21 protein-coding genes are annotated in these 20,791 nt (G+C 42.0%); 16 read left to right on the top strand and 5 right to left on the bottom strand.

The features are described from left to right. The first annotated feature begins 45 nt into the window (after positions 1-45). Positions 46-501: an NUDIX hydrolase gene (locus V470_09295; GenBank protein ID AHZ48603.1), complete on the top strand. Its 456-nt coding sequence runs from the start codon at positions 46-48 to the stop codon at positions 499-501. An 8-nt stretch (positions 502-509) separates the two neighbouring features. Beyond that, complete coding sequence (locus V470_09290) at positions 510-2,423, top strand: tRNA uridine 5-carboxymethylaminomethyl modification protein (protein AHZ48602.1); 1,914 nt, start codon at positions 510-512, stop codon at positions 2,421-2,423. 165 nt (positions 2,424-2,588) lie between these two features. Here V470_09290 and V470_09285 read toward each other — a convergent pair whose 3' ends face one another. The 3 genes from V470_09285 to V470_09275 all read right to left on the bottom strand — a co-directional run bounded on the left by V470_09285 (position 2,589) and on the right by V470_09275 (position 5,785). Beyond that, a complete protein-coding gene (locus V470_09285) occupies positions 2,589-4,268 on the bottom strand; it encodes a ribonuclease J (protein ID AHZ48601.1) in 1,680 nt (559 codons plus the stop codon). 1 nt (position 4,269) lies between these two features. Beyond that, positions 4,270-4,503: a hypothetical protein gene (locus tag V470_09280; protein AHZ48600.1), complete on the bottom strand. Its 234-nt coding sequence runs from the start codon at positions 4,501-4,503 to the stop codon at positions 4,270-4,272. 232 nt (positions 4,504-4,735) lie between these two features. Beyond that, positions 4,736-5,785: an oxidoreductase gene (locus tag V470_09275; protein AHZ48599.1), complete on the bottom strand. Its 1,050-nt coding sequence runs from the start codon at positions 5,783-5,785 to the stop codon at positions 4,736-4,738. Between the two features lie 132 nt (positions 5,786-5,917). On the opposite strand from V470_09275, the gene V470_09270 reads away from it, so the two are divergent. From V470_09270 to V470_09255, 4 genes are read left to right on the top strand one after another with little or no spacing between them, the layout of a single operon-like run. Beyond that, a complete protein-coding gene (locus V470_09270; GenBank protein ID AHZ48598.1) occupies positions 5,918-6,382 on the top strand; it encodes a MarR family transcriptional regulator in 465 nt (154 codons plus the stop codon). Between the two features lie 9 nt (positions 6,383-6,391). Further along, positions 6,392-7,075 (top strand): peptidase M22, encoded by a 684-nt coding sequence (locus tag V470_09265; GenBank protein ID AHZ48597.1) that lies wholly within the window; start codon positions 6,392-6,394, stop codon positions 7,073-7,075. Next, a complete protein-coding gene (locus V470_09260; protein ID AHZ48596.1) occupies positions 7,072-7,509 on the top strand; it encodes an alanine acetyltransferase in 438 nt (145 codons plus the stop codon). The genes V470_09265 and V470_09260 overlap by 4 nt, the downstream gene beginning before the upstream one ends. Continuing rightward, a complete protein-coding gene (locus V470_09255) occupies positions 7,499-8,509 on the top strand; it encodes a tRNA threonylcarbamoyladenosine biosynthesis protein Gcp (protein ID AHZ48595.1) in 1,011 nt (336 codons plus the stop codon). Before V470_09260 ends, V470_09255 begins: the two co-directional genes overlap by 11 nt. 133 nt (positions 8,510-8,642) lie before the next feature. On the opposite strand, the gene V470_09250 is transcribed toward V470_09255, so the two are convergent. Beyond that, a complete protein-coding gene (locus tag V470_09250; protein ID AHZ48594.1) occupies positions 8,643-10,934 on the bottom strand; it encodes a hypothetical protein in 2,292 nt (763 codons plus the stop codon). Continuing rightward, positions 10,927-11,148 carry a hypothetical protein gene (locus V470_10750; GenBank protein AJZ74458.1) on the bottom strand — a complete coding sequence of 74 codons (222 nt, stop codon included), beginning with the start codon at positions 11,146-11,148 and terminating at the stop codon, positions 10,927-10,929. The genes V470_09250 and V470_10750 overlap by 8 nt, the downstream gene beginning before the upstream one ends. 633 nt (positions 11,149-11,781) lie before the next feature. On the opposite strand from V470_10750, the gene V470_09240 reads away from it, so the two are divergent. The 10 genes from V470_09240 to V470_09195 all read left to right on the top strand — a co-directional run bounded on the left by V470_09240 (position 11,782) and on the right by V470_09195 (position 20,763). After that, complete coding sequence (locus V470_09240) at positions 11,782-12,408, top strand: hypothetical protein (GenBank protein ID AHZ48593.1); 627 nt, start codon at positions 11,782-11,784, stop codon at positions 12,406-12,408. A 92-nt stretch (positions 12,409-12,500) separates the two neighbouring features. Then, entirely contained in the window at positions 12,501-13,109 is a 609-nt protein-coding gene (locus V470_09235) for a hypothetical protein (protein AHZ48592.1), read from the top strand. Between the two features lie 175 nt (positions 13,110-13,284). Then, a complete protein-coding gene (locus V470_09230) occupies positions 13,285-13,941 on the top strand; it encodes a branched-chain amino acid permease (GenBank protein AHZ48591.1) in 657 nt (218 codons plus the stop codon). After that, the gene (locus tag V470_09225) at positions 13,931-14,254 is read left to right on the top strand and encodes a branched-chain amino acid permease (GenBank protein ID AHZ48590.1); all 324 of its coding nucleotides are present in this window, start codon (positions 13,931-13,933) and stop codon (positions 14,252-14,254) included. Before V470_09230 ends, V470_09225 begins: the two co-directional genes overlap by 11 nt. Before the next feature lie 103 nt (positions 14,255-14,357). Continuing rightward, positions 14,358-15,200, top strand: a complete 843-nt coding sequence (locus V470_09220) for an amino acid ABC transporter substrate-binding protein (protein AHZ48589.1) — start codon at positions 14,358-14,360, stop codon at positions 15,198-15,200. A 154-nt stretch (positions 15,201-15,354) separates the two neighbouring features. Further along, complete coding sequence (locus V470_09215) at positions 15,355-16,209, top strand: O-sialoglycoprotein endopeptidase (protein ID AHZ48588.1); 855 nt, start codon at positions 15,355-15,357, stop codon at positions 16,207-16,209. A gap of 118 nt (positions 16,210-16,327) precedes the next feature. After that, positions 16,328-17,701, top strand: a complete 1,374-nt coding sequence (locus V470_09210) for a peptidase M20 (GenBank protein ID AHZ48587.1) — start codon at positions 16,328-16,330, stop codon at positions 17,699-17,701. Continuing rightward, entirely contained in the window at positions 17,694-18,755 is a 1,062-nt protein-coding gene (locus V470_09205) for a methionine ABC transporter ATP-binding protein (protein ID AHZ48586.1), read from the top strand. The genes V470_09210 and V470_09205 overlap by 8 nt, the downstream gene beginning before the upstream one ends. A 1-nt stretch (position 18,756) precedes the next feature. After that, positions 18,757-19,449: a methionine ABC transporter permease gene (locus V470_09200; GenBank protein ID AHZ48585.1), complete on the top strand. Its 693-nt coding sequence runs from the start codon at positions 18,757-18,759 to the stop codon at positions 19,447-19,449. Positions 19,450-19,608: 159 nt separating this feature from the next. Then, positions 19,609-20,763 carry an alanyl transferase gene (locus V470_09195; protein ID AHZ48584.1) on the top strand — a complete coding sequence of 385 codons (1,155 nt, stop codon included), beginning with the start codon at positions 19,609-19,611 and terminating at the stop codon, positions 20,761-20,763. Positions 20,764-20,791: the final 28 nt, after the last annotated feature.

The following is a 20,791-nucleotide window of genomic DNA, read 5'->3' as shown; positions in this document are numbered from 1 at the left end:
TTGGAGTTTTGACTGTTTTTGTGTCGTTTAAGGGAAAGGATAAAAATGGCTCAACCAGACTTTCGGACAAAAGTGGAAAATACTGTTTTTGGTGTTCGGGCGACAGCCTTGATTCTCCAAAATGGCAAGCTCCTAGTTACCAAAGATAAGGGCAAGTATTACACTATTGGCGGTGCGATTCAAGTCAATGAAAGAACGGAGGACGCGGTAGTCCGCGAAGTGAAGGAAGAACTGGGCGTCAAAGCTCAAGCTGGGAAACTAGCTTTTGTGGTTGAAAATCGTTTTGAACAAGACGGTGTTTCCTATCACAACATCGAGTTTCATTATCTGGTTGATCTACTTGAGGATGCACCTTTGACCATGCAGGAAGATGAGAAAACGCAACCCTGTGAGTGGATTGACTTAGACAAGCTTAAGGGTATCAATCTAGTTCCAGCATTTTTAAAAGCAGCCCTACCAGATTGGGACGGCCAGCTGCGACACATTCATCTTGAGGAATAGGAGAGAAAATGACTTATAATTTTACGGAAGAATACGATATTATTGTAATTGGTGCGGGACACGCTGGGGTTGAGGCTTCCTTGGCCGCTAGCCGTATGGGCTGTAAGGTTCTGCTTGCGACTATCAATATTGAAATGCTGGCGTTCATGCCTTGTAATCCTTCTATCGGAGGTTCTGCCAAGGGAATTGTCGTGCGTGAGGTAGATGCTCTCGGTGGCGAGATGGCCAAGACCATTGACAAGACTTACATCCAGATGAAGATGCTCAACACTGGGAAAGGTCCAGCTGTTCGCGCCCTTCGGGCGCAGGCTGACAAGGAACTTTACTCTAAGGAAATGCGCAAGACGGTTGAAAATCAAGAAAATCTGACCCTTCGTCAGACCATGATTGATGAGATTTTGGTGGAAGATGGCAAGGTTGTCGGTGTTCGTACAGCGACCCATCAAGAGTATGCTGCAAAGGCCGTTATCGTGACGACAGGAACAGCCCTCCGTGGGGAAATTATCATCGGAGACCTCAAGTACTCATCAGGACCAAACCACAGCTTGGCTTCGATTAACCTTGCTGACAATCTCAAGGAACTGGGACTCGAAATCGGTCGTTTCAAGACAGGTACACCTCCGCGTGTCAAGGCTTCTTCTATCAACTACGATGTGACAGAAATCCAGCCAGGAGATGAAGCACCCAATCACTTCTCTTATACTTCGCGTGATGAGGATTATGTCAAAGACCAAGTTCCATGCTGGTTGACCTACACCAATGGTACCAGTCATGAGATTATCCAAAATAACCTCCACCGTGCGCCTATGTTTACAGGTGTGGTTAAGGGAGTGGGCCCTCGTTATTGCCCGTCGATAGAGGATAAGATTGTGCGCTTTGCGGACAAGGAACGCCACCAGCTCTTCCTTGAGCCAGAAGGACGCAATACAGAGGAAGTCTATGTCCAAGGCTTGTCAACCAGTCTGCCTGAGGATGTACAACGCGAGCTGGTTCATTCCATCAAAGGTTTGGAAAATGCAGAAATGATGCGAACTGGTTATGCTATCGAGTATGACATGGTCTTGCCTCATCAGTTGCGTGCGACTCTGGAAACCAAGAAAATCTCAGGACTTTTCACAGCTGGTCAGACAAATGGGACATCTGGTTACGAAGAAGCTGCTGGCCAAGGGATTATCGCTGGTATCAATGCGGCTTTGAAAATCCAAGGCAAGCCTGAATTGATTTTGAAGCGCAGTGACGGCTATATCGGGGTCATGATTGACGACTTGGTGACCAAGGGAACTATTGAACCTTACCGTCTCTTAACCAGTCGTGCTGAATACCGTCTCATCCTCCGTCATGACAATGCTGATATGCGTTTGACTGAGATGGGTCGTGAGATTGGTCTCGTTGATGATGAACGCTGGGCCCGTTTTGAGATTAAGAAAAATCAATTTGACAATGAGATGAAACGCCTAGACAGCATCAAACTCAAGCCAGTCAAGGAAACGAACGCTAAGGTTGAAGCGATGGGATTCAAGCCGCTGACAGATGCAGTGACAGCCAAGGAATTCCTTCGCCGTCCAGAAGTCTCTTACCAAGATGTGGTGGCCTTTATCGGACCAGCTGCAGAGGACTTGGATGACAAGGTCATTGAATTGATTGAAACAGAGATCAAGTACGAGGGTTATATTTCCAAAGCCATGGATCAGGTTGCCAAGATGAAACGCATGGAAGAAAAACGCATTCCAGCCAATATCGACTGGGATGACATTGACTCGATCGCAACAGAAGCCCGTCAGAAGTTCAAACTCATCAATCCAGAAACCATCGGCCAAGCCAGCCGTATTTCGGGAGTAAATCCAGCAGATATTTCTATTTTGATGGTGTATCTTGAAGGTAAAAATCGTAGTATTTCTAAAACTCTTCAAAAATCAAAATGATACGTCGTCGGCTTCGGCTCACCTAACTCAAGTTATGCTTTCGCCTAGCCTTCTAGTCTGATTTCGATTTTTATTGAGTTTCAATCTCAAAAGAAAGCATAGAAAAAACAGCTCCGAAGACGGGGCTGTTTTTTTTGACTTGTATTCAATGAAAATCAAAGAGTATTATTCTTCATCTGGTGTGAGGATCATCGGAATGATGATCGGTTCACGTTCTGTATTTTCATAGAGGAATGGTCGAATGGCGTTGACAATAGCACCATTGACAGATTGGATGCTAGCATCTTTGTTTTTCAATGCGATACGAATGGCATTGAAGAGGATGCGCTGACTTTGACGAATCAAGTCGCCAGACTCTCTCATGTAGACAAAGCCTCGACTGAGGATGTCTGGACCAGACAGAATCATCTGCGATTTGAAGTCAACAGTTGCGACTGCAAGTACGACACCGTCTTCGGATAGATCTCTACGGTCTTTGAGGACGGCTGCACCGATTTCGCCGATACGATTTCCATCGACATAGATGTCTTGGGCATTGAAATGACCTGCGATACGAGCTGAGTTAGCAGTAAGGGCAAGCACATCACCATTACTCATGATAAAGATATTGTCCTTCTCGACACCCGTATCCACCGCTAGTCCAGCATGGACTTTCTGCATGCGGTATTCACCGTGAACGGGCATGAAGTATTTGGGCTTAATCAAGCGGAGCATGAGTTTTTGCTCTTGCTGACCACCGTGTCCAGAGGTGTGGATATTGTTGATTTTACCGTGGATAACTTCGACACCAGCTTCTGAGATGATGTTAATCAACTTGTTGACGCTAGTCGTATTTCCAGGGATTGGACTTGAAGAGAAGATAACGGTATCGCCGGGTTGGAGTTGCACCTGACGATGAGTTCCATTAGCGATACGAGAGAGGGCTGCCATTGGCTCCCCTTGACTACCTGTACAGAGGATAAGAACCTCGCCTGCAGGATAGTCTTTGATTTCATTTGGCTCGATAAAGGTTCCCTTAGGAGCTTTGATGTAGCCAAGCTCGATCCCGTTGACAATGGCTTTTTCCATCGAACGTCCAAAGACAGCAATCTTGCGTCCAGTTTTAACAGCAGCATCCGTTGCTTGCTGGAGACGGAAGATATTTGAGGCAAAGGATGCGAAGATGATACGTCCTTCGATGCCTTGGATAATCTTCATGATGGACTGACCAACGACTTTTTCAGAGTTGGTAAAGGTTGGCACTTCCGCATTTGTCGAGTCAGACAGGAGACAGAGCACGCCTTCTTCACCAAGGGCTGCCATCCGGTGCAAGTCCGCAGGTTCCCCAACTGGAGTAAAGTCAAACTTAAAGTCACCTGTACAGACGATTTTACCTTGAGGAGTATGAATGACAATCCCCAAAGGCTCTGGAATGGAGTGGGTGGTTCTAAAGAAAGTTGCCTTGAGATTTTTAAAGGTCAACTCAGTGTTGTGGTTGATTTCGTAAAGTTTGGCGTTGCGCAAGAGGCCGTGTTCTTCGAGTTTTCCACGGATCAAAGCCAAGGCAAGTGGACCAGCGTAGATAGGGACATTTGCTTGCTTGAGCAGGAAAGGAATCCCACCGATGTGGTCCTCGTGTCCGTGAGTAATCAAAACGGCTTTGACGCGGTCGATATTGTCCACGATGTAAGAGTAGTCAGGGATAACATAGTCGATACCCAGCAAGTCATCCTCTGGGAATTTAATCCCAGCATCGACGATGATAATTTCGTCTTGGTATTCAATTCCGTAAGTGTTTTTCCCGATTTCTCCCAGACCACCGATGGCAAAAACGCCGACTTCTTCAGGTTTAAGAGTATAGGCCATATTAGAACTCCGTGATTTCGAAAGCGCCAGTTTCTTTTTCGTAATCTAGCAATTTGTCAGACAAGAGTTCGATAAATTCGATATTGTACTCTGGGCGGTTTTCTTCGACAAGTTGGCGAGCAGCGATACGGCCCTCAAGTTCTGAGCTGGCATCGATGTCTAGGTAAAGTGAGCGTGTTGTTTCACGACGTGGGCTACGTTCTTTTGTTTCTTGATAAAAAACTTTGTAAATCATTACATTTCCTTTCGTATTTTCATGATTAACCTGCAGAAAACAACAGCTGATTAGCTGTTTTCTTTTATTTAATTCTGAGTAGTAGATTAATCCTGATTCGTTAAAATTATAATGATTATACCATAAAATAAGGGAATAGTAAAAGGTGGAGATAAGAAAATGTAAGAGTGATTTAGTCTAAAAGTATTCGGATTCCATATTTTTGAAATGCCTGTCCTGGATACTTTTAATCTTATGATAGATAGCCGTGCTTGCGGTACCAATCTACCACGTCAGCTAAGCTTTCTTCGAGAGGGCGATGCTGTCCGCCTAGCTCGCTCTCGGTTTTGGCAAAGCTAAAATTACTTTTGAGATATTCTTCGGCCATGAGATGAGCGAGCTCATTGGTAACCAAAATTGGTTTTTTGGTGAGCCGGTGGTAGAGCTCACTTGCTTGGGCATAGATTTTGGCGAAAAGAGGGGAGATCTTGCGCTTAGGGGCGGGAACGCCAGTGATTTTTTCCAGTATTTGGTACAATTCTGTCATGGTCACTTGCCGTCCAACTGCCAGATAGCGCTCCTTTGAGCGTCCGTATTTCATGGCGCGGAGATGAATATCTGCTACATCTCTAGCATCCACCATATTATAGCTAGCCTTTAAGATACCTGGAAGTTTTTGCTCTACAAAATTGATAATCAGCTGCCCACTGGAGGTCGGACCAAGGTCTCTAGGACCCAACATTACACTCGGCAAGATAAAGCAACCGAAAACATCTGAATGCTTGTCCAAGAAATCACGAACGGCCTCTTCACTCAAAATCTTGCTGCGATAGTAATCAAAAGGAGTATCTTTTGAGCGAGACATGCTTTCATCGATTAGCTGATTGGCCTCACCTTCCAGTACGACACTGGAGGAAGTATGGACAAATTGGCGGATACCAGCCTCATAAGCAGCTTCTAGGAGGTTATTTGTGCCTATAATATTAGTGTCGTAGAGCTCCTGCCAGTGCTTGCCGCCTTTATAATTATCGCGGAAAAAAGCAGCGGTATGAAAGAGGCTGTCGCAGCCTGCTAGATAGTCACGATAGCTTTCGGGCTCTAAAATATCCCCCTTGACAATCTGGATAGGCAGGTCGGCAAATTGTTTGCGCGCTTTTTCCTCGGAGCGAACGAGAGCGGTCACTTGAATGTTTTCTTTTAGCAGAGCACGCACGAGATTATTTCCTAAAAGACCGGTCGCACCAGTCACAAAAGCGTGGGTCATTGTTCTAGCTGGTTTTTGATTTGTAGGGTTTGGGGTCATCCGTTTTTCCTCCTTTTGCAAATAGATGATATGTCATCTATTCAAGATTTTATATTTTTTAACTAAAATTGTCAACAATTTACCTAATCTAGTGTAAAATAGTATAGAAGTGATTTTTGAAAGGAGAGCAGCGTGGTAGCAGAAGGAATTCGATTTGGCTATTTGTTTAGAAGTGCAGAGAGCTTAGCGACGAGAGAATATGGGAAGTTGCTAGAGCCTTTGGGAATTACGCCCAATCAAAGCGAGGTCTTGCTCGTTTTGGGCGAACATGCTCCGCTGTCTCTCAAGGGCTTGGGGGAATCCCTGATTTGTGAGGAAAAAAGCCCTAGTCGCTTGGTGCAGGCTTTGATTAAAAAAGGCTTGGTCAAGAAGGAAATTTCTAGCAAGGACAAGCGCAGTTCTCGCTTGAGCTTGACTGCTGCTGGAGCGGATTTGCTGCCCAAGATTGCTGAGCAAGAAGCGATTTTTGGAAAACACTTGGCGCAGCAAGTGCCTAATTTGGAGGCTTTTAGCCAGATTTTAGAGGAATTTTTGGTAGATAGTTTCTACGAAGACAAATTAAAACGCCGCTCACTTTGGCGGCAAGAGGAAAAATAGAGGATAAGCATGAAGATTGCAGCTTTTGATACGTCCAGCAAGGCTCTTTCTCTAGCCATTTTAGAGGACAAGCAGGTTCTTGCTGAGACGACGATTAATATTAAGAAGAATCACAGCATCACCCTTATGCCTGCCATCGATTTTTTGATGTCGAGTCTGGACCTGACACCCAAGGACTTGGATCGAATCGTGGTGGCAGAGGGACCGGGCAGCTACACAGGTCTGAGAATTGCGGTAGCGACAGCCAAAACCTTGGCTCATACTTTGAACATCGAGTTGGTTGGCATGTCCAGCCTCTTGGCTCTGGTGCCAAGTCAGCAAGAAGGCTTGGTGGTTCCTATCATGGATGCACGCCGTAACAATGTCTATGCAGGATTTTATGAAAATGCCAAGGCTGTCTTTCCAGAAGCACACCTGTCTTTTGAGGAAGTGCTAGAGCAGGTCAAGGATGCTGAACAGGTAACCTTTGTCGGAGAAGTTGGAGCCTTTGTGGAACAGATCCAAGAACAGCTGCCACAAGCTAGCTACCAAGAAACCTTGCCAAATGCAGCCAATCTAGCTCTTTGGGCCTGGGATAAGGAAGCAGACTCCTTGCACGACTTTGTGCCAAATTACCTCAAGCGTGTCGAAGCCGAGGAAAACTGGCTCAAGAATCACACCGAGTCTGGCGAGTCCTACATTAAACGCCTATGATAGAGATCAAACGAATCCAACAGCGACCTGACTTGGCTCAAGCTATCTATGCTGTCATGGCAGCTGTTTACCCAGTCAGCCCTTGGACGCTGGAACAAATCCAAGAAGACCTGTCCCAAGGTCAGACTTGGTATGCTCTGGCTTATGATGGGGTAGAAGTGATTGGATTTCTAGCTGTTCAGGAGAATCTCTTTGAAGCAGAAGTCCTGCAAATTGCTGTAAAGAAAGCCTATCAAGGACAGAGCATTGCGTCAGCCTTGTTTGCTCAATTGCCGACAGATAAAGAAATTTTCCTCGAAGTCAGAAAGTCAAACCAACGAGCGCAAGCATTTTACAAAAAAGAAAAGATGGCAGTCATCGCTGAGCGAAAGGCCTATTACCATGACCCAGTCGAGGACGCCATTATCATGAAGAGAGAAGTAGATGAAGGATAGATATATTTTAGCGTTTGAAACATCCTGTGACGAGACCAGTGTCGCCGTCTTAAAAAACGACGAGCAACTCTTGTCCAATGTCATTGCTAGTCAAATTGAGAGCCATAAACGTTTTGGGGGCGTAGTGCCAGAAGTAGCTAGTCGTCACCATGTCGAGGTCATTACAGCCTGTATCGAGGAGGCGCTGGCAGAAGCAGGAATTACCGAAGAGGACGTGACAGCCGTTGCCGTTACTTATGGACCAGGCTTGGTTGGAGCTCTACTAGTTGGTTTGTCAGCTGCCAAGGCCTTTGCTTGGGCGCATGGTCTGCCACTTATCCCCGTCAACCACATGGCTGGCCACCTCATGGCGGCTCAGAGTGTGGAGCCTTTGGAGTTTCCTTTGTTGGCATTCTTGGTCAGTGGTGGGCACACAGAGTTAGTCTATGTTTCTGAGGCTGGGGATTACAAGATTGTTGGGGAAACTCGTGATGATGCGGTTGGTGAGGCTTACGATAAAGTCGGTCGAGTTATGGGGTTGACCTATCCAGCAGGTCGCGAGATTGACGAGCTGGCCCATCAGGGGCAGGATCTTTATGATTTCCCTCGTGCCATGATTAAGGAGGACAATCTAGAGTTTTCATTCTCTGGTTTGAAGTCAGCCTTTATCAATCTTCACCACAATGCCGAGCAAAAGGGAGAGAGCTTGTCCAAGGAAGACCTGTCAGCATCTTTCCAAGCAGCAGTCATGGATATTCTTATGGCCAAAACCAAGAAGGCTTTGGAAAAATATCCTGTTAAAACCCTAGTCGTGGCCGGTGGCGTGGCAGCCAATAAAGGTCTTAGAGAACGCTTGGCAGCTGAAATTACAGATGTCAAGGTCATCATCCCACCCCTGCGTCTCTGTGGAGACAATGCAGGTATGATTGCCTATGCCAGCGTCAGCGAGTGGAACAAAGAAAACTTTGCAAGCTTAGACCTCAATGCCAAACCAAGTCTCGCTTTTGATACCATAGAATAAAGAGTCAGTTTGAGGCTGGTTTTTTGCTAAAATATTTTAGGTAACTATATATCAGTTTACACTAGACACAATATATAGTGCTTACAAGAATATCAAAAAGGCGACTTCCAAGCGGAAATCGTCTTTTTCATGCTTATTTCAAAAATTCATACTCAAATAGGAATGGCACAATTTCAGAATTATAATATTCTTTTACCATTGTTTTCAATGTATTCAAGTGTCCGTTTAATTCGGGATAGTTATAGATTGTTTTATCATTTTCATCTTTTTCAGATGTGTTAAGCTCATCAATAATCTGATAAACTGAATACGTTAATTTAGAATCATAATTTTCCGTCTTCTTAGCTTCTGTTAGGACTTTTTCCCATTGTTCAAATAAAGCAGTCTCTTTAGAACCTTGTTTCAATTTTGCTAAGTTAACTGTTGCTAGCGTATCTCCATTAGTGTTATCCAATGACAACTCATTTCGGTAGAATCGTCCATCAGAACCATATAAACTTCTCATGTGATTTTGCGTTTCAAGTGTTGTGAATAGAAGAATTTTCAATAAGTCTTGTTCAATCTTGTTACTTGATACAGCTTTATTGAAACGTTCAACGCCATCGGCAGATTTCATAATATTAGCACGCTGTGTCCAGTGACGATTATAAGTAATGTAGCGACTGGCGGCAAACATTGGGAGCTTTTCTAGGAAATTGTCTTTTCTTAATGGGAAATACCCTGCACCATTATATAGACTAGCAACTAGTAAAGAAGAAGCCAAGTCAGGATTGTCAAAATTCACTCCAGAAGCTCGCAAATAGCCAATTAGATTGTTATTTATAATTGTCTGAGAAGTAATTTTATTCGTGCCTATTAATTTTGCTCCATTTAACCCCAATACAAAATCAGATAATTTATCGTCACTAAATTTCCGTTTGTCGTAATACACATTACTATATTTCTTATAAATACGATTGATGGTTAAATCTTCTTCTTGTAAGATTTCGTTATTGACTATATTGAATGCTTCAAGAGTAATATTATTTAATTCTTCATCTACATTTGACCAAAGAATACAAGAAACTAACGCATCAATTTTAGTGTGAAAATGTTTTCGATTAAAAGCAAATCCTCTTTCAAACTTTTTATCGATGAGATGAATTTCTTTCCAATATTTGATTGGGCTATAAATAATGTAACTGTCAGTAGGCTGACGAAGATAATATTTGAAACCACTCCAAATAAAGATATTTCCCATCTCATTTACACCCATTCCCTTGACTTCTTGTTTCATCTGTTTCATTAAATAACTTTGTTTCCATTGTGATGATGATGAAGTCTTTTTTGCTTTTTGATGCTCTATACTGCGTGTATCTGCGTAGGGTGGATTTTCATACAAAATAATTGTTACTTTTGGATCGTTGATATAGTGTTGAATAATTTCATTATTGATATATTCCTCGCTAAGAGCATCTGCTCCTCGAACTAACCCCATATTAAAAGTATCTTCTTTTTCAGTTGGTGGAATGATATGACGGACTTTATCTCCAAGCAATTCCAGCAGAACTTTATATTCATAATATTCTATAGTTGAAAGAACACAGTGACTTAATTCCTCGTCGCTCATCAATTTCTCAAGGTTTCCAGTTCCGGCACATCTATCCAAAATAATATAATCATTTCCTTCTGGAACACGTTTAATAGCTTGTCGGACTAGCTCCAATGACTTTTGAACATAAAGTTCAGGAGTGTAGAAAGCTCCTAAATTTTTCTTTTGCAAAGTATCATTGAGTTTATCCATCAAATATTGAAATTGAACATTAGTTTCACCGATATAAGGATTGATAAACTCTTTTAGTTTCTCAGGTTTCCGAATTTCACCAATAATTTTAACTTTACCAGTATGATCACCAATAAAATCAGACTTTTTAGCTCCTTTGTTTTCACGATAAAAACGTTCTGCCCAACCAACAATACAGTTTTCATCAATGTTAATTTTTGTATATTGCTTTGAACGTAGTAAATTAATAAGACGACTTTCGTGTAGTTGATTTTGACCGTATTCTAAAACTTCAAGAGGAGTACCAGCAGAAAAACCAGAGGTTTTTACACTTGCACCACCAAAATATACTTTTTCGATATGTGTTAAATAGTCCTGACTATCAAAAACATAGATTTTTTTATTCGTTAGCGACACAAGCAGAATGTTTTTGGGGATTTCTTTTCCTTTGATTCTCCGAGCAGATAGATATTTGATGGCTTGGAATAGAACAGTGTTAATATCATTTATAACAACTTTAAATTCGATCAGATTTCCATTTACAATACCATCTGTATAATCCGTTAAAATATCATCTATTTTCAAAGTTTTATCAACTAGAGGTAGATAATCTTGATAAAACTTGAGTTGTCCATCAACTTCGTTTGAGAAATGGTTAGGCATATTGTAGCTCTCCATTTCTCTCTAAAGATAACTCAGAAAACTCAACATAAAAAGCCTTCTCACAAAAATGTGAAAATGCCTGTTTTAATGCTTGACAAAAAACACGTCCGATTACATAATCAGCGTGAGCTGTGAGCTGTGAGCTGTGAGCTGTGAGCTGTGAGTGTGAGCTGTGAGCTGTGAGCTGTGAGCTGTGAGCTGTGATTGCGTTCATAATACTTAATTTCCTTTATTTTTGTTACTTCTATTATATCAAAATTTTGAAATCCTGCGAAGAATTTAGACATTATTAAAAGACGATTTCCGTTTGTAAGCCGCCTTTTTGATATTCTCGTAAGCACTATATCTTGTGTCTAGTGTAAACTGGTATATAGTTCCAATATTTTATAATATGTTAAAAAAGGAAAAGTATTTACGAATGGAATAGTAAAGAGGGTTTTGGACAGGAGTTTGGTCATGATTGAAAAGATGGCATTGGGAGAATTTTACAAGGAATTGCGATTGACTAGAAAACTCAAGCAGTCAGATGTAGCTTGTGATGGACTGACAGCATCTCAGCTATCCAAGTTTGAGTTAGGGCAGTTTTCGTGTTATACTGTCTTTGTTTCATAGTATAGGAGAAAATAGAATGAAAAAGATAATCTCTGTACTGCACCCCAAAAGTTAGATTTTTCTGTCTAACTTTTGGGGTGCAGTACAGTTTCAGTCTTTTTTATTTTGACTATCTGTTACTAGTTTTTGCTCAATTCCTTGTTACCTTAAATGAAAAAGTAATTTTAGAATCTAACCACGAAATCCGACTCTATCAAAGTTTGTCAATCATAGACTTTTTTTGTATAGTAGAAATATGAAATTTACAAAAATAATCAGTGGTTTACTTGCTCTTGGAGTGATAATCTTATTTATAAAATCTTACCAAAATTTTAAAAATTTGGAATTTCCTAGTACGCAGTTAGTCATGTTTAAATCGCTTTCGTTTTATATGTCTGTAGAATCTTTTGAAAATTCATTTGTAGCAGCTGACAAAGTCGTGGAAGAGGAGGAAATGGCCTATCGTGATACTTGGCGTGCAGAAGACCCGTATTTCTATAAAACAGGTCGCCTTTTCTACTATTACGAAAATATGAGATGGGAAGGCTATACTATCCGCGCAGATTTTACGTTTTCAAAATGGCATACCTTGGAAGAAGCGAGGGCTTCTTTTCCTGTTGCTTCAAAAATGGAACAGAAAGAACTACTTGGCAAACTATCGCAGGCTATAAAAACAGAAATTGAATCTTTACCAGACTATCAGTCTATGACAGTTGAAATGGTAGGACTAGATCAAGATTCTTATCAATATAAAGTCAAATTACAAGGGCAAACGGAGGATCTCAGGGTCGAGGTTTATTCGACAGAACTTGGATATCATGAAAAGCCTGAAGATAAGGAGTATGGGGTTGGGATTAGTCAATATCGGAGGCATGCATCGTAATCCTTTCCTTCTATACCATAGAATAAAGAGTCAGTTAATTGTTGACTCTTTTATCTTGGACAAATCCTACCCTTTTTTTGTATAGTAGAAATATGAAATTTACAAAAATAATCAGTAGTTTGCTTGCTCTTGGAGCTTTACTCATGCTTTTATCAGCTTGCCAGAATATCAAAAGGACACAACTGGTTTTGTTTGAATCCCTTTCGTTCGGTATGTCTCCTAAATCTTTTGAAGAAGTATTTGGAAATGCTAGCGAGGTGGAGGAGGAAACAGAAATGGCCTATCGCGATACCTGGCGTGCAGAAGACCCGTATTTTTATAAAACAGGTCGCCTTTTCTATCACTATGAGCAGATTACTTTGAAAGGCTATCCAGGCCGAGCGACCTTTACATTTTCAAAATCGCATCGTTTGGAAACAGTAGCGGCTTATTTTCTCGTTACCTCAAAAGCTGAGCAGCAAGCATTGCTCGATAACTTATCCCAGACTGTAAAAAAAGAACTGGAAGAACTCCCAGATTACCAGTCCATGACAACTGAGACAGTAGGCCTCTATGATGACGGTTATCGCTACAAGGTCAAGTTAAAAGGACAACAGTGGGAACTCTGGATCGATGTCTATCCAACAGAAAATAAATATGCTACAGGCACAGAAACCGATAAGTATACTATCCGAGTGGATCAATTTCTCATGTATCCATGATGCTTCCTCTTCAGCACTTTTTCTGGCAATAGGTTTCGAATCCGAAACTTTTTTCTCTTCTTTGAATATGTTATAATAGTCCGTGCTGTGGCTGTGATGATGAACAGCCTCAATTGGAGAGAATATGAGGAGAAGGATGAAAGAAAAAGGATTTTGGGAAGGTGTACAGGCGGCCATGCCGACTGCTCTTGGCTATGTCAGCATTGGTCTAGCCTGTGGGATTATTGGTGCGCCTTATGTGACACCTGTTGAGATGGGCTTGATGAGCCTCTTTGTTTATGCTGGGAGTGCCCAGTTTGCCATGTTGGCACTGATTGCGGTACAAGCGCCTGTGGCAGCCATTGCTATGACAGTTTTTTTGATCAACTTGCGACTCTTTTTGCTGAGCTTGCATGCATCGACCTATTTCCGTCATACTAGTCTCTGGCAAAACATCGGTATGTCTAGCCTCTTGACTGATGAGACCTATGGAGTTTTGATGGGCGAATTAGCCCATACAGACAAAGTCCATCCTATGTGGATGCACGGGAACAATCTCAATAGTTATGTAGCCTGGTTTATTGGGACAGTGGCGGGGACAGCTTTAGGTGGCCTTCTTCCAAATCCTGAAGTCTTTGGCTTAGACTTTGCCCTTGTTGGGATGTTTATCGGGATTTTTACTTCGCAATTTCAGATTATGCAAAGACGGGTTCCTGTACGGAATCTGCTGCGGATCCTAGCCGTTGTTGCGGTGTCCTTCTTTTTGCTCTTGACAGTAGTGTCTCAGTCGCTAGCTGTTTTGTTTGCGACCTTGCTAGGTTGTACCATGGGGGTGGTCTTAGATGGTCAGTAAATATCTTTTGTTAGCCGTTATCTTTTCAGGCCTAGTGACTTGGATTCCCCGTATGATTCCCTTCATCTTGGTTAAGTACAAGGGGTTGCCAGCTATCGTTGAGCGGTTTTTGAAGTTCTTGCCTGTTTCCATTATCTTTGCCTTGATCCTTTCAAGCGTGGTGACTGGAAAGGTTGGCAGCCTTCCCCAGATCAAATGGCTGGACTTTTTAGCAGTCTTTCCAACGGCTTGGATAGCCTTTCGCTACCGCAATCTAGTGGGTACGGTTCTTTTTGGAGTGGTCTTGATTGCAGTCTTGCGTCTAGTCTTTTAGTCAGCCATAAAAAAAACCTATCACCGAGATAGATATCATATAATGGCGAAAAAAAATATTTTCTGTTAAGATAGTAAAGTATTCTATTTTGGAGGAAATTGACATGAAAAAAATCGTCAAATATTCATCTCTGGCTGCTCTAGGACTTGTTGCCGCAGGTGTACTAGCAGCTTGCTCAGGTGGAGATAAGAAAGATACTGCAACTAGTGAAGCAGCATCTGGTAAGAAAGAAATTATCGTTGCAACCAATGCTTCACCAAAACCATTCAACTACGAAGAAAATGGCGAGTTGACTGGTTATGAGATTGAAGTAGTCCGTGCTATCTTTAAAGACTCTGACAAATACGATGTCAAGTTTGAAAAGACAGAGTGGTCAGGTGTCTTTGCAGGTCTTGATAGCGACCGTTATCAAATGGCTGTGAACAATATCAGCTATACCAAAGAACGTGCTGAAAAGTACCTTTATGCAGCTCCAACTGCTAAAAACCCTAACGTTCTCGTTGTGAAGAAAGACGACGACAGCATCAAATCACTTGATGACATCGGAGGCAAGTCTACTGAAGTCGTTCAAGGGACAACATCAGCTAAACAGCTAGAAGATTATAACAAACAACACGCTGACAATCCAACGGTTCTTAACTATACCAAAGCTGATTTCCAACAAATCATGTCTCGTTTGAGCGATGGTCAGTTTGACTACAAGATCTTCGATAAAATTGGTGTTGAAACAGTTATCAAGAACCAAGGTTTGGACAACTTGAAAGTCATTGAACTTCCAAGCGACCAACAACCTTACGTTTACCCACTTCTTGCTAAAGGTCAAGATGAGTTGAAATCATTTGTAGACAAACGTATCCAAGAACTCTACAAAGACGGAACTCTTGAAAAATTGTCTAAACAGTTCTTCGGGGACACTTACCTCCCAGCAGAAGCTGATATTAAATAGTCGTATGAAATCATCCAGTCTGAGAAAGGCGGATGATTTCTCAATTTTTAGGTATATAGTTTCAAACTATATGTCTGCCTATCTAATAACAATTTGCTAATTCAAATAAAGTATGAGATACTATTACGGTATTATTTTTAAAGGAGAAAGAATCATGAAAATTAAAAAATGGCTCGGTGTAGCAGCTCTTGCTACAGTCGCAGGTTTGACTCTTGCAGCTTGCGGAAATTCAGAAAAGAAAGCAGACAACGAAACAGTTGTCAAAATTGCAACAGTTAACCGTAGCGGTTCTGAAGAAGCGCGTTGGGATAAAATCCAAGAATTGGTTGAAAAAGATGGAATTAAATTGGAATTCACAGAGTTCACAGACTATTCACAACCAAACAAGGCAACTGCTGATGGCGAAGTAGACTTGAATGCTTTCCAACACTACAACTTCTTGAACAACTGGAACAAAGAAAACGGGAAAGACCTTGTAGCGATTGCAGATACCTACATCTCACCAATCCGCCTTTACTCAGGTAAAAATGGGGAAGAAAACAAGTACACCAAAGTGGAAGAAATCCCAGATAACGGTGAAATTGCTGTACCAAACGATGCAACAAACGAAAGCCGTGCGCTTTACTTGCTTCAATCAGCTGGTTTGATCAAATTGGATGTTTCTGGAACTGCACTTGCAACAGTTGCTAACATCACAGAAAATCCAAAGAACTTGAAGATTACTGAATTGGACGCTAGCCAAACAGCTCGTTCATTGTCATCAGTTGATGCTGCCGTTGTAAACAATACCTTCGTTACAGAAGCAAAATTGGACTACAAGAAAGCACTCTTCAAAGAACAAGCTGATGAAAACTCAAAACAATGGTACAACATCATTGTTGCGAAAAAAGATTGGGAATCATCACCTAAGGCTGATGCCATCAAGAAAATTATCGCAGCTTACCACACTGATGAAGTGAAAAAAGTTATCGAAGAAACATCAGACGGTTTGGATCAACCAGTTTGGTAATAAGACACAGGGAGGTGGGAGAGAGTTTCCACCTCTTGCTTTTGTATAGAGAGTTGATTTTAAAGAGGCACTTGTTGTCGTTTTGAGGACGCAAGTACGTAGTAGAAAGAGAGAGAAAATGGTTTTTCCTAGCGAACAAGAGCAGATTGAAAAATTTGAGAAGGATCATGTGGCCCAACATTATTTTGAAGTCTTGCGCACCTTGATTTCCAAGAAATCAGTCTTTGCCCAACAGGTTGGACTCAAGGAGGTCGCAAACTATCTGGGTGAGATTTTCAAGCGTGTAGGGGCTGAAGTGGAGATTGATGAGAGCTATACGGCTCCCTTTGTCATAGCGCATTTCAAGAGTTCGCGTCCAGATGCCAAGACCTTGATCTTCTATAATCACTATGACACCGTGCCAGCGGATGGCGACCAGGTGTGGACAGAGAATCCTTTTACCCTTTCTGTGCGAAATGGTTTTATGTATGGACGTGGTGTTGACGACGACAAAGGCCACATCACAGCTCGTTTGAGTGCTTTGAGAAAGTATATGCAGCACCACGATGACCTCCCTGTCAATATCAGCTTTATCATGGAAGGGGCAGAGGAATCTGCTTCCATGGATCTAGATAAGTATTTAGAGAAACACGCAGACAAACTTCGTGGAGCGGACTTGCTAGTCTGGGAACAAGGGACCAAGAACGCCTTGGAACAGCTGGAAATCTCTGGCGGAAACAAGGGGATTGTAACCTTTGATGCCAAGATAAAAAGTGCGGATGTGGATATCCACTCGAGTTATGGTGGTGTCGTGGAGTCAGCTCCATGGTATCTTATCCAGGCTCTAAGTAGTCTACGTGCAGCAGATGGACGTATATTGGTAGAAGGCTTGTACGAGGATGTTCAAGAGCCAAATGAACGAGAACTAGCCTTGGTAGATACCTACGCCCAACGCAATCCTGAGGAAATCAGTCGCATTTATGGCTTGGAATTGCCTCTCTTACAAGAGGAACGTGCAGCCTTTCTAAAACGGTTCTTTTTCGAGCCAGCCCTTAATATCGAAGGGATTCAGTCAGGTTATCAAGGTCAAGGGGTTAAAACGATTTTGCCAGCAGAAGCCAGTGCCAAGTTAGAAGTTCGTTTGGTTCCTGGCTTAGAACCGCATGATGTTCTGGAAAAAATTCGGAAACAGCTAGACAAAAATGGCTTTGATAAGGTAGAATTATACTATACCTTGGGAGAGATGAGTTATCGAAGCGATATGAGCGCGCCGGCCATTCTCAATGTGATCGAGTTGGCCAAGAAATTCTATCCACAGGGCGTTTCAGTCTTGCCGACCACAGCGGGGACAGGACCTATGCATACGGTCTTTGATGCCTTAGAGGTACCCATGGTGGCCTTCGGTCTAGGAAATGCCAATAGCCGAGACCATGGTGGAGATGAAAACGTGCGAATCGCCGATTACTACACCCATATTGAATTAGTAGAGGAGCTGATTAGAAGCTATGAGTAGAGATATTATCAAGTTAGATCAGATCGATGTGACTTTTCACCAAAAGAAGAGAACCATCACAGCGGTCAAGGATGTGACCATTCACATCCAAGAAGGGGATATCTACGGAATTGTTGGATATTCTGGAGCAGGGAAATCAACCCTTGTACGGGTGATTAACCTCTTGCAAAAGCCATCTGCTGGGAAAATTACCATTGATAACGACGTTATTTTTAACGGCAGAGTGACCTTGACAGCAGAGCAGTTGCGTCGTAAACGTCAGGATATCGGAATGATTTTCCAGCATTTCAACCTCATGAGTCAAAAGACAGCGGAGGAAAATGTGGCCTTTGCCCTCAAACACTCTGGACTCAGCAAGGAAGAAAAGAAAGCTAAAGTAGCTAAGTTGTTGGACTTGGTTGGCTTGGCGGATCGTGCTGAAAACTACCCTTCTCAACTATCTGGAGGGCAAAAACAGCGTGTGGCCATTGCGCGTGCCTTAGCCAATGATCCAAAAATCTTGATTTCAGACGAGTCAACGTCTGCCCTTGACCCTAAGACAACCAAGCAGATTTTGGCCTTGTTACAAGATTTGAACCAAAAATTAGGCTTGACGGTTGTTTTGATTACGCATGAAATGCAGATTGTCAAAGACATTGCCAACCGTGTGGCGGTCATGCAGGATGGTCGTTTGATTGAAGAGGGTAGTGTTCTTGAAATCTTCTCAGACCCTAAACAACCTTTGACCCAGGACTTTATCTCTACTGCAACAGGTATTGACGAAGCTATGGTTAAGATTGAGAAGCAAGAAATCGTAGAGCACTTGTCTGAGAACAGTATCTTAGTGCAACTCAAGTATGCAGGGGCTTCGACAGACGAACCACTTTTGAATGAATTGTACAAACATTACCAAGTAACGGCTAATATCCTCTATGGAAATATCGAAATTCTCGATGGCACTCCTGTTGGAGAATTGGTGGTGGTCTTGTCAGGTGAAAAAGCAGCGCTAGTAGGTGCTCAAGAAGCCATCCGTCAGGCTGGTGTACAGTTAAAAGTATTGAAGGGAGGACAGTAAAATGACAGAGTTGATTCAAACTTACTTACCAAATGTCTACAAGATGGGCTGGGCTGGTCAGGCAGGCTGGGGAACAGCCATTTACCTAACTCTTTATATGACAGTTCTTTCCTTTATTATCGGAGGGTTCTTGGGGTTGGTAGCAGGTCTTTTCCTTGTCTTGACAGCGCCAGGTGGTGTCTTGGAAAATAAGGTTATCTTCTGGATTTTAGACAAGATTACCTCTATTTTCCGTGCGGTACCATTTATCATCCTCTTGGCAATCATGTCGCCACTCTCTCACTTGATTGTGAAGACGAGCATCGGGCCAAATGCAGCTCTTGTGCCACTTTCATTTGCAGTCTTTGCCTTCTTTGCCCGTCAGGTACAGGTTGTCTTGGCTGAACTAGATGGCGGTGTTATTGAGGCTGCTCAAGCGAGCGGGGCGACCTTCTGGGACATTGTGGGTGTTTACCTATCAGAAGGTCTTCCTGATTTGATTCGTGTGACGACTGTGACCTTGATTTCCCTTGTTGGGGAAACAGCTATGGCCGGTGCGGTTGGTGCTGGTGGTATCGGTAACGTAGCCATTGCCTATGGATTTAATCGTTACAACCACGATGTGACTATCTTGGCAACCATTATTATCATTTTGATTATCTTTACAATCCAGTTCTTGGGAGATTTCTTGACCAAGAAATTGAGTCATAAATAAATGGAAGGAGTTCAACGCGACTCCTTTTTGTTTTCTCACCGAAATGCAAGAAGGATAAAGCTTCTTTTTAGAAATATGCTATAATAAACAAAGGTCCCCAATTAGCAAATCAGAAAGTTTGCTGTAGAAGGGATGATAATGTAAAGGAGTTTGGCTGGTATGAATTATTTCGAGGGGAATGAGTTTTTCCTTCTCTTATTTGTAGTTTTACTGATTGGTTTTGTGGTAAACTTTTTTGAAAAACGTAAAGACTACTATATTTTGGCGCTCTCTCTCTTATTTGCAGGAGCTATCTATGGTAAGAGTCGAGCGATGATTGTCTATTTGCTTGCCTTTATCGTCTACCAGTATTATCTGGTTTTTCTAGCACAGCGGATAGAGGCAAAGTGGCTGAAACCACTGGTTTTCCTTTCCATTCTTCCTTTGGTGATCAATAAAGTCTTTGCTCTGACTTCTCTGCATTTGTTGGCCTTTATTGGAATTTCTTACATGTCCTTTAAGACCATTCAGATCATGCTAGAGATATCGGATGGCTTAATCAAAGAAAAAATCACTGTAAAAGATTATCTACAGTTTTTGCTCTTTTTTCCAACAGTTAGTGCTGGTCCAATTGATCGGAGTAGGAGATTTTTAAAAGAGATAAACGAGGTCATGCCCCGAAAAGAGTATCTAGAGTTAGCAGGGGACGGTGTATATCGTATCGTTCTAGGCCTCCTTTACAAGATTGTTTTATCAACCTATGTTTACCAGATTTTACTCGCTCTAAATAATACTGGCATAGTCGTTTACTCAATCAAGTATATGTACCTCTATACCTTGTATCTGTTCTTTGACTTTGCAGGCTATAGTCTAATGGCCGTTGGAAGTAGTAATATTCTAGGTATTCAGACACCGATGAACTTTAACAAACCTTTCTTGAGTGTCGATATCAAAGATTTCTGGACCAGATGGCATATCACCTTGTCGACCTGGTTGAGAGATTTTGTATTTTCAAGAGTATTGATGCAAGTTATCAGGAAAAAATGGTTTAAAAATAGACTACACAATGCAACCTATGCCTATATGGTCAATATGTTGGTCATGGGTTTTTGGCATGGTCTTAGTGTAAGCTATATTGTTTATGGTTTTTACCATGGTGTCTTGATGGCTGGATTTGAAGTGTATCAAAAGAAAAGCAATTTTTATAAAAAAAATAAAAACAAGAACTGGTATAAGCTACTAAGTTGGTTTGTGACCATGAATTTGGTTATGGTTGGTTTCTTTATCTTTTCAGGTGAACCCTATAAAATCTTACTGACGATTTTAAAGAGATAAGAGATTGAAAAGAAATCGGCCAGATTGA

The organism is Streptococcus sp. VT 162, assembly GCA_000688775.2.
Taxonomy (GTDB): Bacteria; Bacillota; Bacilli; order Lactobacillales; family Streptococcaceae; genus Streptococcus.
Note: the sequence above shows the minus strand (reverse complement) of the source record. Positions and strands in the feature narration are given on the sequence as shown.

Coding starts and splice junctions, on each gene's coding strand:
- V470_09295 (AHZ48603.1), top strand. CDS start 46: ATGGCTCAACCAGACTTTCGGACAAAAGTGGAAAATACTGTTTTTGGT.
- V470_09290 (AHZ48602.1), top strand. CDS start 510: ATGACTTATAATTTTACGGAAGAATACGATATTATTGTAATTGGTGCG.
- V470_09285 (AHZ48601.1), bottom strand. CDS start 4,268: ATGGCCTATACTCTTAAACCTGAAGAAGTCGGCGTTTTTGCCATCGGT.
- V470_09280 (AHZ48600.1), bottom strand. CDS start 4,503: ATGATTTACAAAGTTTTTTATCAAGAAACAAAAGAACGTAGCCCACGT.
- V470_09275 (AHZ48599.1), bottom strand. CDS start 5,785: ATGACCCCAAACCCTACAAATCAAAAACCAGCTAGAACAATGACCCAC.
- V470_09265 (AHZ48597.1), top strand. CDS start 6,392: ATGAAGATTGCAGCTTTTGATACGTCCAGCAAGGCTCTTTCTCTAGCC.
- V470_09260 (AHZ48596.1), top strand. CDS start 7,072: ATGATAGAGATCAAACGAATCCAACAGCGACCTGACTTGGCTCAAGCT.
- V470_09255 (AHZ48595.1), top strand. CDS start 7,499: ATGAAGGATAGATATATTTTAGCGTTTGAAACATCCTGTGACGAGACC.
- V470_09250 (AHZ48594.1), bottom strand. CDS start 10,934: ATGCCTAACCATTTCTCAAACGAAGTTGATGGACAACTCAAGTTTTAT.
- V470_10750 (AJZ74458.1), bottom strand. CDS start 11,148: ATGAACGCAATCACAGCTCACAGCTCACAGCTCACAGCTCACAGCTCA.
- V470_09240 (AHZ48593.1), top strand. CDS start 11,782: ATGAAATTTACAAAAATAATCAGTGGTTTACTTGCTCTTGGAGTGATA.
- V470_09235 (AHZ48592.1), top strand. CDS start 12,501: ATGAAATTTACAAAAATAATCAGTAGTTTGCTTGCTCTTGGAGCTTTA.
- V470_09230 (AHZ48591.1), top strand. CDS start 13,285: ATGCCGACTGCTCTTGGCTATGTCAGCATTGGTCTAGCCTGTGGGATT.
- V470_09225 (AHZ48590.1), top strand. CDS start 13,931: ATGGTCAGTAAATATCTTTTGTTAGCCGTTATCTTTTCAGGCCTAGTG.
- V470_09220 (AHZ48589.1), top strand. CDS start 14,358: ATGAAAAAAATCGTCAAATATTCATCTCTGGCTGCTCTAGGACTTGTT.
- V470_09215 (AHZ48588.1), top strand. CDS start 15,355: ATGAAAATTAAAAAATGGCTCGGTGTAGCAGCTCTTGCTACAGTCGCA.
- V470_09210 (AHZ48587.1), top strand. CDS start 16,328: ATGGTTTTTCCTAGCGAACAAGAGCAGATTGAAAAATTTGAGAAGGAT.
- V470_09205 (AHZ48586.1), top strand. CDS start 17,694: ATGAGTAGAGATATTATCAAGTTAGATCAGATCGATGTGACTTTTCAC.
- V470_09200 (AHZ48585.1), top strand. CDS start 18,757: ATGACAGAGTTGATTCAAACTTACTTACCAAATGTCTACAAGATGGGC.
- V470_09195 (AHZ48584.1), top strand. CDS start 19,609: ATGAATTATTTCGAGGGGAATGAGTTTTTCCTTCTCTTATTTGTAGTT.